The 12,301-nt window shown below is 33.4% G+C and carries 10 protein-coding genes and 1 riboswitch; of the genes, 8 read left to right on the plus strand and 2 right to left on the minus strand.

The annotated features are described in order from the left end of the window. Nucleotides 1–201 precede the first annotated feature (201 nt). Nucleotides 202–1,368 (plus strand): iron-containing alcohol dehydrogenase, encoded by a 1,167-nt coding sequence (locus DES36_RS12075; protein WP_113921465.1) that lies wholly within the window; start codon nucleotides 202–204, stop codon nucleotides 1,366–1,368. A 99-nt stretch (nucleotides 1,369–1,467) separates the two neighbouring features. Here DES36_RS12075 and DES36_RS12080 read toward each other — a convergent pair whose 3' ends face one another. Both DES36_RS12080 and DES36_RS12085 read right to left on the minus strand, forming a co-directional pair. Next, entirely contained in the window at nucleotides 1,468–1,827 is a 360-nt protein-coding gene (locus tag DES36_RS12080; protein ID WP_113921466.1) for a winged helix-turn-helix transcriptional regulator, read from the minus strand. 356 nt (nucleotides 1,828–2,183) lie between these two features. Then, nucleotides 2,184–3,884 (minus strand): MASE3 domain-containing protein, encoded by a 1,701-nt coding sequence (locus tag DES36_RS12085; RefSeq protein ID WP_113921467.1) that lies wholly within the window; start codon nucleotides 3,882–3,884, stop codon nucleotides 2,184–2,186. Nucleotides 3,885–4,230: 346 nt separating this feature from the next. On the opposite strand from DES36_RS12085, the gene DES36_RS12090 reads away from it, so the two are divergent. The 7 genes from DES36_RS12090 to DES36_RS12120 all read left to right on the plus strand — a co-directional run bounded on the left by DES36_RS12090 (nucleotide 4,231) and on the right by DES36_RS12120 (nucleotide 12,228). After that, nucleotides 4,231–4,791, plus strand: a complete 561-nt coding sequence (locus DES36_RS12090) for an NADPH-dependent FMN reductase (RefSeq protein ID WP_113921468.1) — start codon at nucleotides 4,231–4,233, stop codon at nucleotides 4,789–4,791. A 320-nt stretch (nucleotides 4,792–5,111) separates the two neighbouring features. Further along, entirely contained in the window at nucleotides 5,112–6,353 is a 1,242-nt protein-coding gene (locus DES36_RS12095; protein WP_113921469.1) for a M48 family metallopeptidase, read from the plus strand. 373 nt (nucleotides 6,354–6,726) lie between these two features. Further along, on the plus strand, nucleotides 6,727–7,893 hold the full coding sequence (locus DES36_RS12100) for an iron-containing alcohol dehydrogenase (protein ID WP_113921470.1): 1,167 nt from the start codon (nucleotides 6,727–6,729) through the stop codon (nucleotides 7,891–7,893). A 59-nt stretch (nucleotides 7,894–7,952) separates the two neighbouring features. Then, nucleotides 7,953–8,057: riboswitch (molybdenum cofactor riboswitch) on the plus strand. 63 nt (nucleotides 8,058–8,120) lie between these two features. Continuing rightward, nucleotides 8,121–9,920 (plus strand): aldehyde ferredoxin oxidoreductase family protein, encoded by a 1,800-nt coding sequence (locus DES36_RS12105; RefSeq protein WP_113921471.1) that lies wholly within the window; start codon nucleotides 8,121–8,123, stop codon nucleotides 9,918–9,920. Nucleotides 9,921–10,024: 104 nt separating this feature from the next. Further along, nucleotides 10,025–10,246, plus strand: a complete 222-nt coding sequence (locus DES36_RS12110; protein ID WP_113921472.1) for a MoaD/ThiS family protein — start codon at nucleotides 10,025–10,027, stop codon at nucleotides 10,244–10,246. Between the two features lie 299 nt (nucleotides 10,247–10,545). Next, nucleotides 10,546–11,262, plus strand: a complete 717-nt coding sequence (locus tag DES36_RS12115; RefSeq protein WP_113921473.1) for a HesA/MoeB/ThiF family protein — start codon at nucleotides 10,546–10,548, stop codon at nucleotides 11,260–11,262. A 78-nt stretch (nucleotides 11,263–11,340) separates the two neighbouring features. After that, the gene (locus DES36_RS12120) at nucleotides 11,341–12,228 is read left to right on the plus strand and encodes a DegV family protein (protein ID WP_113921474.1); all 888 of its coding nucleotides are present in this window, start codon (nucleotides 11,341–11,343) and stop codon (nucleotides 12,226–12,228) included. The last annotated feature ends 73 nt before the right edge of the window (nucleotides 12,229–12,301 follow it).

Raw genomic sequence — 12,301 nt, forward strand, 5'->3', positions numbered from 1 at the left:
CCCATAGCGATAGGAAATCTGCTATGGGCTCTTATTATATCTATCTTATCGGTACTTACTACATTTACCTCATTCTGAAAATAATTCCAATAATTACCTATTAGTAACTATACTACTTTAAAGTGCGTACTTGCGCACGTTTGATAATTATCTTACAATATAGAAAAATGGTATTAAATTATAATTTGGGAGGAATGAACTATGTTAAGATTTACTGTACCAAGAGACATTTACTATGGTGAAAATGCGATCGATCATTTGAAAAATGTTAAGGGAAACAAGGCAATATTGATTTTCGGTTCAGAAAGAATTATTAAAGATGGTACTATTCCTAAAATCCAAGATTTATTAAAAGAAGCTAACATCGAAACGGAATTATTCTATGGAGTAGAAAGCGATCCTGGAATCAACACTGTTAGACGAGGCGCTGAAGCAATGAAAAAATTCCAACCTGACATAATCGTTGCCATTGGCGGTGGCTCACCAATAGATGCTGCAAAAGCTATGTGGTTGTTCTATGAATATCCTGAGATGACTATGGAAGAAGCTACAAAACCATTCTCATTACCTCCATTAAGACAAAAGGCACAATTTATTGCTGTATCAACTACAAGTGGTACTGGTACAGAAGCTACTTCATTCTCTGTAATAACAGATGATGAAACAAACTTTAAATATCCTCTTGCAGACTATAATTTAACACCAGATCTTGCAATTGCTGATACAAATCTTGTTAAAAACTTGACTCCAACACTTGTTGCTGATACTGGAATGGATGCTTTAACACATAATCTTGAAGCATATGTAGCAACTGCAAAAAATCCTATTTCTGATGGCTTATCAATTAAATCAACAGAAATGATTTTTGATACTTTATACAATTCATTTAAAGGCGATATGGAAGCAAGAGGTGAAATGCACGTTGCTCAATTAATGGCAGGTATGTCTTTCTCTAATGCTATTCTAGGAATTGTTCACTCAATGGCTCACAAATCTTCACATCACTATGGTATAGCACATGGTCGTTCAAATGCGATCTATTTACCATATGTTATCCAATTTAATGCTAAAGTAGCGGCAGCGGACTATGCTGATTTAGCGAAGAGACTTGGATTAAAAGGTGAAACAACAGATGAATTAGTTGCAGCGCTAGTTCAAGCAGTTAAAGATCTAAGAGCTTCAATGGGTATGCCAGCATCTCTAAAAGAATTTGGCGTGACAGAAGAAAAATTCAGATCTAATATAGACGAAGTTGCAGAATTAGCTGTAGGAGATCCTTGCACAGGAACTAATCCTAGAGAATTATCTGTAGCAGAAATGAAAAAATTGTTTGAGTATGCTTACGAAGGAAAAGAAGTAGATTTCTAAGCATAAATTAAAAGTAAAAGCTACAGAATCTAGATGTTCTGTAGCTTTATTTTATAACTAGGGAAGTTCAGATTTTCAATCAATTAAGGAATCTTATTCTCAAGATTCCTTTTTATTTTCTAATATGTCTTTATTATGTATTCCCCACTGATTCATTGCTACAAGTATGGGCACCAAGCTTTTTCCTCTTTCAGTGAGAGAATATACAACCATTGGCGGTACATAATTATAAATCGTTTTTTCTACAATATCGTGGTCACAAAGGAACTTTAACTCTTGACTCAGCATTTTTGTAGTTATATCAGGTATAAACTTTTTAAACTTATTAAATCGAATATTCTTATGTAAGTGTATATTCCATATTAAAATATTTTTCCATTTGCCAGCTAATACTTTTTGCGTAATTTTAAAATCATAACGGTTGCCAGCATTACTGCCATATTGTAATTCAGACTGCATTCTCTTCACTTCTTTCCAGTAACATAATTTGCGTACAAAAAGTCATAAAGTCTTTATACCAGTATGTCGGTGAATGTGAATAAATTAAAGCAATATATAATTAAGAAGATAATAAAAAAGCACTCCACATGACATTTTGTTGTACGTACATTTATCGGAAATGCGGACTATCACATTAATAATTGTAAGGTATTGCTTGATATATGTCAATTCTAATGTTATGAAAAGTATAATATTACAAATATATACATTTTGTATTCCAAGCCTCTTTAATAGGCTATTAAAGAAAATTTTTCTGTAGTACTTAGCAAATTGTGGATATTTAAGTATAGGACAAGAGATGATGTGTTTAATCATTAATGTAACTCTACAATAAAGTAATGTATGTCATCTTTTGGCTTTACGCCATTAGAAAATCTTTTAATTTCTTTCGTAATCTTGTAAGACAATTCCTTAGGTGATAAATGACCATATTCGCTCATTACTTTTACTAATCGAGCTTCACTAAAGTCTTCTCCGTGAATATTTGTAATTTCGATTAATCCGTCTGTATAAAAAAGCACTTTGTTCCCTTTATATAATTGTACGGTATATTCATTAAAGGAATTACAAAATTCTTCTCCAAATTTGCAAATGGGAAAGCCAGTGTGCTCTACAACTCTTACATTTCCCTCACCTTCATAAATCAATGGGAAGGTATTGAGCCCACCAGAAGAAAAAATCATCTCGTTGTTTTTTTTATTAAATATTCCGTATAGCATCACCGCATACATTTCTAAAGGAAAATCTGTATCATTATACTCTCTGTAAAGATTTTGAATAACTTCTTTTGGATGAAAAAACTCTTTTGTACTATTATGATAATTAGACATTACAAGGGTTTGCTTTAAAAAAATGGTCATCATTGCAGCTGGTACGCCATGCCCTGCTACATCTCCAATGTAAAAAGATAACTGATCGCTACCTAAATTTTCGAATCCATAAAAATCCCCGCCCACTTTTTCAAAGGCAATATACTCACTATATACTTCCACATTATCAAAATTCTCATGTTTTATAGGCATTATAGCCTTTTGTATGCTTTTTGCGTATTCAAGATCTTGTAACAATTGTTCATTTGCAATTTCAACTTCTTCTGTCCTGTGCCGTACTAATACTTCTAAGTTGTTTGCGTATTTGCTAATCTCTTTTTCTGCTTTATCCAGCTCTTCATAGGGATAATTAATATTGAAGATAAACAGTAACCTAAAAATCATATAAGATGCAATTAATTTATAGACATGACCTAAAAGATTATAAGTATCGTAAACATTACCATAATTTGTAAAAGCAAGTTCAGAAAACATACTTACAATTAGGGCTACAATCATATAGGCAAGTGTATTGCGTTTGCTTTTTCCATATTCTATAAGAAATTTAATAAAGGCGATAAACATCATTAAAATAATTACATATTCTAACCAATTTTTTAAAGGAGTAAGCCCTTCGCCCTCGATGAAGAGGGGAGGTAATACGGTAGGATAGTAACTTAGAATATAAAGAATAAAAAGTGATAGAAATAAAGGTAAACCTACAAGAATGCTTTTACGTATAGAATGCACGTTTACATCTATTGAGATGAAACTACAAAGTAGTATTCCTCCTGCTAATATAAATCGTCCAATAATCCAATATGTAGTAGCTCCTTGTACAGAACTTGGTACTAATAAACCAGGCATTCCATTGTAAGAAAAGGTGTGCCAAAAGTCTATACACCCTACAAGGAGTAATACTCCTGCTAATACCTTTATTCTGAGCCTTTTATCTCGATCTCCAACATAGTAAACCACAAGAAAACTAGCTACACACATGATAATGCTTGCAAATTCAACTATCGTATGAAAAATTAGATATTGGTTCGTTCCAAAAACTTGATATATGTATTTTTCTAAAAATCGAACAGAATAAAAAATTAATCCAGAAACAAGAAAGCTGATTATAGCAAATTTATAATCAGAGAGTTGATTATATATAATAGGGTTGGATTTCTTCATTTTATCAGAAACATCAGAATTCATATTTTACACACCAACTTTCGAACTGATAATTAAGATATTATTACCATCTTATAACATTATCTAGTATATTAAAAGCTTTTGCGCGTTTTTTGTGTTATATTTGATTCTTTTATAAACAAACATTGAGGAAGAAATAGAAGCTAATTTTGTAATAAAGCTTAGAAATTTCTTTCTAAATAGTTTCGTGAAAAATATGGAACTTTATATTTAGACATATCAAGATTAAAATTAATACATATCTTACATCAGAGGATTATTAACTGTTTTACAATACAAAGATACTACATCATTATGGTAAAATAGCTATAGTGAAATATTCTAATCATATTGTAAAGGAGAATTGTAAATGGATAAGATTAATATTGTGGCCATAGTAGGTTCTTTGAGAAAGGACTCCTTAAACCTTCAGCTTGCTAAAATAGCACAGAGTTATGTAGAGGGCAAAGCGAATTTTGAAATCCTTAACATTAGCGGTGTTCCATTTTTCAATCAGGATATAGAGTATCCGGCGCCAGAAGAAGTCCAGAGAATAAGAGAAAAAGTAAAGGTAGCAGATGGGGTATGGTTTTTTGCACCTGAATACAATCACTTTTTCTCAGGTGTACTAAAAAATACAATTGATTGGCTGTCTAGACCATTTAGCGAAGTAGAAGGACATGTCCTAAGTAGAAAACCAGCGGCAATCAGTGGAATAACACCAGGTCTCTCAGGTACTTTAGTTGCCCAAGATCATTTAGTGACTTTATTAAGCTTTACGAATATGGACGTAATGAATCGTCCTCGCCTTAGTATTGCCCATGGAATGGAACAGGTTAATGAGGATGGAAAACTTGAACTAACAGCAAGCTCTTCCTATTTGTTTAAACAGGCGGATGCTTTTATTGATTATATTAAAAACAGGAAATGAGTGTCTGCGACACTCTAGCTACCAGCTGTCAGTCATCAGCATATTGCATTCCTTTTAGGTCAAGATCCTTCGCTGCGCCCTAGGGTGACTGGGGCAGGAGTTAAGGTCAAAGGTAATGAATAGTTAATCAAGCTTTAATCTTAAAGTAAGTGAAAAAGGAATCCAAGAAGATAATCTTGGATTCCTTTTTAGGATACAATTAATTTTGGTAATAATATAAAGTTATAAATCATATATAAAGATTTAGGAGACAATATTTAAGTCTCTGTATAATTGATTTTTATCCTGTTATAAGAATTTATAGATAGGAAGGTGATGGAGTGAACAAAAAGTTACAGAGGGCGATGGTGTTGTTTTTTGCATTATTAATACTTTTTATAATGGTGGTTTATTTTGCTGAAATAAATAATATGAATGACCTTAGGGTAGAATATCCACAGTTACAAGAGGAAGCTTACTCTTTTCGAAAGGATAATTTAAAGGTTTGGGGAGTTCGATTACTACTTACCTTTATAATCCCTTTGCTTTTCTTAACTTCAGGTTTTTCACAGAGGATAAGCACTTTAGCAGGAAATAGGAAGGGGGTGTTTCAATCAGGTATTCTTTATGGAATGATATTTTTTAGTCTGATATTTCTTATTAGTTTGCCACTAGATTTTTATTCATCTTATATCTTACCTCATAAATACGGACTAAGCGATCAGAGTTTTTTTAGGTGGCTTGAAATAAATATAAAAGAATTTTTAATTAATGATTTGATTATTTCGCTATTTTTATGGATTCCATACCTTATTATTTATAAACATCCTAAGACTTGGTGGTTTAAAATAGCTCTGATTATTATACCGATAATAATTTTTATTACCTTTATTTCACCCCTAGTGATTGATCCGATTTTTAATGAATATACCTCAATTGAAGATGAGAAGCTTGGTCAAGAAATTGAAGGATTGCTCTCAAAAGCAGGTATAGAAGATGCTGGGATCTATAAAGTAGATAAGAGCAAAGATACAAAAACTATGAATGCCTATATGACAGGTATTTTCGATTCTAAAAGGATTGTCCTGTGGGATACAACGATTAATAATTTAGAGGAAGATGAGGTATTAAGCATTACTGCTCATGAGATTGGACATTATGAAAAAGGTCATATAGGCAAGAGCATTATTATTAGTTCCATTAGCATATTCTTGATTATTTACTTAGTATACCGTTTGTCAACATGCATTCTTAAATTATCCAATGGTGCTTTTGGCTTCAAAGACTTATGTACTTATGCATCCATTCCTTTGTTGATTATAATGCTCAATCTGTTTTCATTTTTATCTAATCCTATTTCTAGCTACCTATCTCGTAGTATGGAAATTGAGGCGGATCGATATGAAATTTCACTAACAGAGGATAGGGAATCTGCGGTCAGTGCCATGGAAAAATTAACAAAAACAAGTCTAGGTTTACCACGCCCGTCTAATATCTATAAAATATGGTATCACACTCATCCAACTTTAGAGGATAGAATAGAATTGTATAGATCAGTAGAATATGAAAAGATCGAAAATTAAAAAAAGTCCAAGTCAAAAGGCTTGGATTCTTTTTTGCACAAAGTCTCAGCTCAAGGTGGTTTAAACATTTATATTTTAATGATTGTTAAATTAAATATTATCATAAATCGATTTCATTCACATATTATATTAAATATTGATTATAAAAAAAATATTTATATAATATCATTTGACAATTTAACAGTTTTTTTGAGTCTTAAAGAACACGCAAATTCTTGACCTGTAAGGGATTAAAGTATAAAATCTGATTAAATTTTTTTCAATTCAGTGATTTAAGTAACTAGACTACTTAAAAGTAAGTACTTGCGGAAGTTTGATAATTATCTTACAATTAAGAAGAATCAAAATAATTATAAATTAGGAGGAAATTATTATGCTAAGATTTACTGTACCAAGAGATATTTATTATGGTGAAAATGCGATCGATCATTTAAAAGATGTTAAAGGTAAAAAGGCAATATTGGTTTTCGGTTCGGAAAGATTAATTAAAGACGGAACTATTCCTAAAATCGAAAGTTTATTAAAAGAAGCCAATATCGAAACAGAATTATTCTATGGCGTTGAAGCTGATCCTGGAATCAATACTGTTAAACGTGGCGCTGAAGCAATGAAAAAATTCCAACCTGACGTAATCGTTGCCATTGGTGGCGGCTCACCAATAGACGCTGCAAAAGCTATGTGGTTGTTCTATGAATATCCAGAAATGACTTTGGAAGAAGCTACAAAACCATTCTCACTACCACCATTAAGACAAAAGGCACAATTTATTGCTATAGCAACTACAAGTGGTACTGGTACAGAAGTTACTTCATTCTCAGTAATAACAGATGATGAAACAAGCTTTAAATATCCTCTTGCAGACTACAATTTAACTCCAGATATTGCAATCGCTGACACAAATCTGGTTAAAGGCTTATCTAAAACACTTGTAGCTGATACTGGAATGGATGCTTTAACACATAATTTTGAAGCATATGTAGCAACTGCAAAAAATCCTATTTCTGATGGGTTAACAATCAAATCGACAGAAATGATTTTTGACAACTTACATAAATCTTTTGAAGGCGATATGGAAGCAAGAGGTGAAATGCACGTTGCTCAAATGATGGCAGGTATGTCTTTCTCTAATGCTATTCTTGGAATCGTTCACTCAATGGCTCATAAATCTTCACATCATTATGGTATAGCACATGGTCGTTCAAACGCAATCTATTTACCATATGTTATTCAGTTTAATGCTAAAGTAGCAGCAGCAGACTATGCAGACTTAGCGAAGAGACTTGGATTAAAAGGTGAAACAACAGATGAATTAGTTGCAGCATTAGTTCAAGCAGTTAAAGATTTAAGAGCTTCAATGGGAATGCCAGGATCTCTAAAAGAATTTGGTGTAACAGAAGAAAAATTCAAATCAAACATAGACGAAGTTGCAGAATTAGCTGTAGGAGATCCTTGTACAGGAACCAATCCTAGAGAAATATCTGTTGCAGAAATGAAAAAATTGTTTGAATATGCTTACGAAGGAAAAGAAGTAGATTTCTAGAGCATAAAACTATTATTATGTATTGTTGAAAAAATATGAATTGTATATTATAATAAAAGTATAAATAAAGAATCCGAGTTATATTAGCAGGAAATATAACCATTGGGTATTAACCGTTTAATTAATGCCTCCCGTGTTTGGAAAGGATTCTATGTAGCTTGAATTGTTAATCGTTAACAATACACGCAGGCATAGAATGCGTGATAAATATAAGGAGGTTTTTTTTAATGAAAACTGCTTACAATGGTAAACTAGCGAGAATTAATCTTTCTACAGGAGTAATTCAAACGGAAGAACTTGACTTTGACCTAGCAAAAAAATTCATTGGCGGAAGAGGCCTAGGAACAAAAATCATTTATGATGAAGGAATAGCTACTGTTGATCCTTTATCAGAGCAAAATAAACTTGTCTATATTCCTGGACCAATGACAGGTACATCCTCACCTACGGCAGGTAGATACATGGTTGTTACAAAGTCACCACTAAATAATTTTATTGCCAGTTCAAACTCTGGTGGTGTTTGGGGCGCAAAATTAAAATACGCAGGATGGGATGCGCTTATCGTTGAAGGCAAATCGGATAAACCTGTGTACATAAATATTGAAGATGAAAAAATTGAAATCCTTCCTGCAGACCAATACATGGGAAAACTAAGTGAAGAAGTAGATGATTTATTAAAAGAAGTTTATCCTAAGTGTTCTGTACTTAATATTGGACCTGCTGGAGAGAATCTGTCTCTAATGGCAGCAATTATGAACGACAAACACCGTGCTGCAGGTAGAAGTGGCGTAGGTGCTGTTATGGGATCTAAGAACTTAAAGGCCATTACAGTTACAGCTACGAAAACAGTTATTGAACCAAATGATGCTGACAAATTAAAAGAAGCTACTAAAGCTTGTCTCGCAAAAATTAAAGAAAACGGTGTAACAAGTGGTGGACTTCCATCTTTTGGTACAGCAGTATTAGTTAATATTATTAATAGCACAGGATCCCTTCCAACTCGAAACTGGCAAGAATCTTATTATGATAAAGCTGATGACATATCTGGTGAAACACTAAAAGACAATCACCTTGTTAAACAAGGATTTTGCCATAGATGCCCTATCGGTTGTGGTCGAGTTATTGATCTAAAGGGTAAAATAACTGGCGGACCAGAGTATGAACCATTATGGGCATATGGAAGTAACTGTGATGTAAATGATTTAGAGGCTATTAATGAAGCAAACTATCTATGTAACGAGTATGGTCTAGATGCTATTTCAACACCATGTACGATTGCATCTGCTATGGAACTTTATGATAATGGCTATATTAAAGAAGAAGAATGTGATGGCATTCCACTTGCTTTCGGAAGTTCAAAAGCCATTGTTGAGTGGACTAGAAGAATCGGAGAAGGAAAAAGTCCATTAGCTAAATTAATGGCACAAGGATCTATGGCTTTATGTGAGCACTATGGTCATCCAGAGCTATCTATGACTGTAAAAAAATTAGAGATTCCTGCTTATGATGCTCGTGGAATCCAAGGAATTGGTATTGGTTATGCTACTAGCAATAGAGGCGGATGCCATGTTCGTTCTTATACTATATCTCCAGAAGTTTTAGGACTGCCAGCTCCTGCAGATCGTACAGAAATAGAAGGAAAAGCTGCTTTGACTAAAATCTTCCAAGATTTAACCGCTGTTATCGATTCTATGGGATTATGTTTATTTACATCTTTTGCACTAGGTGCAGATGAATATGCAAATCTATTAAATGCAGCTACAGGAACAGAATATACTGCAGAAGAACTTCTTCTTGTAGGAGAAAGAATCTATAATATTGAACGTATGTTTAACAAAGCTGCTGGAATGAAGTCAGAAGATGATGGATTACCAAAGCGTTTAACAGAAGAGCCTATTACAAATGGTCCTTCAAAAGGCATGTTAAGTAAAATAAACATTACATTACCTGAATATTACGAAGCACGTGGATGGGAAAATGCGTTCCCAACTGAAGAGACTCTAGCACGCCTTGGGTTAGATAAATAGTATCTATATTAAATAATTTTATATCCCAATAGATGACTTTTCTTTTAGAAGAAAGACATCTGTTGGGATGTTTTCTAATTTTAAGTGTTAGGAGGTTAATGTAGATGATTGAAGTGAGGCTTTTTGCAACATTTAGAGAAGGGAGAGAAAAAGTACAGTTTTTAGACCCTAAGACCTATAAAAATGCGTACGAAGTGCTTGACTATCTTCAAATTCCTTATGAGGATGTTGCAATCTATCTAATAAATGGACGACATGCTAAATTAGATGATTACATAAAAGAAGGAGATATTCTAGCCATCTTTCCACCTGTAGGAGGTGGCTGAACATAACAGATATTCTTTAATGAAGGACTTGTTATAATAAAATTATAATATATTTGAAGCAAGCTGCAAATGTAGTGGTTCCATCTATACTTTGCCAATACGAAGATAGAAGGATTTGTTTACAATTAAATAATAAACTACTAAAGGGGTGATAATCAATCACCCCTTTAGTGTATCTTTAAGACATTGTTAATAAATAGCAAAAAACTATAGTATATTATATTAACAGATGGTATTCTAAGATAAAGGATAAAATATGGAGGATATATAACAATCTTCTTCACTTAGGAGGTAGAAGAATGAGATATGAACGTCAAATAATTATGGATGAAATAGGGCAAGAAGGACAAGAAAAACTGGGTAAATCAACTGTTGTAGTAATCGGATGTGGAGGGCTTGGAAGCCCTGTGCTAACGTATTTGACTCTTGCAGGAATAGGTAAATTGATTATTATCGATTATGATGAAGTGAGCGAATCCAACTTAAATCGCCAATTTCTTCACGGAGAGGGGGATATAGGTAGGCTAAAGATTGAGTCCGCAAAAGAGCAGCTCCATGCACTTAATAGTGAAACTGAAATTATTGGGATTAAAGAAAAATTAGATGAAGATAATACAAGCAAAATCATCCAAAGCGCAAATGTTGTAGTGAATTGTGTAGATAATATTCAAACGAGGATACTCGTCGGTAGAGAATGCATAAAACAGGGTATTCCATTAGTCGAGGCTGGAGTACAAGGGTTTTATGGCTGGATCATGAATGTTAGACAAGAAACAGCTTGCCTAGAATGTATTGGTTTTGAAAACATCAAGCTAAAGCCCCCTTTACCGATTATCGGAGTTACAGCAGGAGTGATTGGTTGCCTACAGGCAAATGAATGCATAAAAATCCTTCTAGGACTGAAAGGAACATTAGATGGAGTAATGCTACAATATGATGGAATAGATGGTAGTTTTGATCGTATTAAATTGCAAAAGGATTTTTCTTGCAAAGGACACAGTTGTAAAAATAATTAAGGCTATTTGTTCTGGTATTACTAGATATCTAAACTATCTAATATAAATAATAAAAGCATAAAATAGGGAGAAGTGATTATGGGGGATTTTATACTGAGCAGTTCCTCGACTGCAGATTTACCAAAAGAGCATTTTGAAAAAAGAGATATCCATTATATTTGTTATCATTATTTCTTAAACGATGAAGAATACGTAGATGATTTAGGTCAATCTATGCCTCTAGTAAAATTCTATGAAGCAATGCGACAAGGGGCATCGACAAAGACGACACAGATTAATGTAGATGAGTTCGTGAAGTACTTTACACCATTTTTAGAGCAGGGATTAGATATCCTCCATGTAGAACTATCAAGCGGTCTTTCAGGAGTGATTAGTTCTGCTAATATAGCAAAAAACACTTTATTAGAGAAATTCCCAGACCGAAAATTATACATAGTTGATTCACTTGCCGCATCTGGAGGATTGGGTCTACTCATGGAAACTCTTGCGGATTTGCGAGACGAAGGTAAGGATTTAGATGAATTGTATAGCTGGATTGAAGAATATAAGCTCAATATGCATCATTGGTTTTTTGTTTCAGATTTGACTTATCTCGTTCGAGGAGGTCGAGTATCAAAAGTTTCAGGATGGGTTGGCAATATGCTAAATATCCATCCACTTTTGAACATTGATATGGAAGGTCGTCTCATTCCGCGATTTAAAGTCAGAGGAAAGAAAAAAGTAATCAATCAGACTTTAAATCAGATGACGGAACATGCTGAAAATGGTTTAGACTATAGCAAAAAATGTTTTATTTCACATGCGGATGCTCTGGAAGATGCACAAAAGTTGGCTCAACTTATTGAAGAAAAATTTTCAAAATTAAACGGTAAAGTTCAACTATCCAATATTGGAACGACCATTGGTAGTCATACGGGCCCTGGAACGGTTAATCTATTCTTTTGGGGTGATAAGAGAACAGACTAAGTGCTATATAGCAATTAGTCTGTTTAAACTAGGATGAGAGAATTGTGATTAAATTATAACAAAGGTACCAGTA

The sequence above is a fragment of the Alkalibaculum bacchi genome (assembly GCF_003317055.1).
Lineage (GTDB): Bacteria > Bacillota > Clostridia > Eubacteriales > Alkalibacteraceae > Alkalibaculum > Alkalibaculum bacchi.